The organism is Sulfitobacter sp. HI0129, from assembly GCF_001635395.1.
Classification (GTDB): domain Bacteria; phylum Pseudomonadota; class Alphaproteobacteria; order Rhodobacterales; family Rhodobacteraceae; genus Sulfitobacter.
The window spans coordinates 1-698 of record NZ_LWGH01000764.1 but is presented as its reverse complement, the minus strand read 5'-3'; the positions used below and the strand labels follow the sequence as shown (position 1 = coordinate 698).

Here is a 698-nt window from a genome sequence, read left to right as displayed (position 1 = left end):
CTTCGGCGATCCGGGCCTTGGTGCCGCTCGGGAACTTTACGACATGCCGGTGGTCGGACTGGCAGAGGCGGGGATGCTGACCGCGTGTATGCTGGGCGGAAAGTTCTCGGTCGTAACTTTCGCGCAGGCTCTGGGCCCTTGGTATCAGGAATGCGTGGATTGGCATCGGCTGGGCGATCGTTGTGCCAGCATCAGGATGCTTGACGGCACCTTCCGTTCGATTTCCGACGTGCAGTCGGAAAAGGTGGATTTGCTGGTCGAACTGGCGATGCGCGCCATCGACGAAGACGGGGCGGATGCGATCGTGCTTGCGGGCGCGCCGCTGTCGGGCCTTGCGGCGCATGTACGGGACCGCATCCCCGTGCCCGTTGTCGATTGCGCGCAGGCCGCCGTTCGCCAAGCTGCGACGCTTGCGGCGCTGCGCCCCCGCGGCGCGCTCCGCGGCAGTTTCGCGCGGCCCGCAGCGAAAGCGTCCATCGGGCTGAGCGAACGGCTGGCCGCACGGATTTCGCATCATGATTGCCCCCGGCAAAGCAGCACATGACCACGTCACGCTGCCGGTAACGTACAGGAGTTGAAATGAGCAAGGAATTCGACCTGGTCATCCGGGGCGGGAAGATCGCCACCGCGTCCGACATCTTTCATGCGGACATCGCGGTGCGGGACGGTACGATCGTTGCTATCGGGAAAGACCTTGG

2 protein-coding genes are annotated in these 698 nt (G+C 64.5%); both read left to right on the top strand.

Annotation, left to right across the window (positions count from 1 at the left end; translation table 11 throughout):
• The coding region (locus tag A3764_RS25355) for an aspartate/glutamate racemase family protein (protein ID WP_067951930.1) at window positions 1-544 on the top strand (544 nt) is incomplete at its 5' end.
• A 35-nt stretch (window positions 545-579) separates the two neighbouring features.
• A partial coding sequence (locus A3764_RS26455) for a hypothetical protein (protein ID WP_150122294.1) occupies window positions 580-698 on the top strand: 119 nt, incomplete at its 3' end.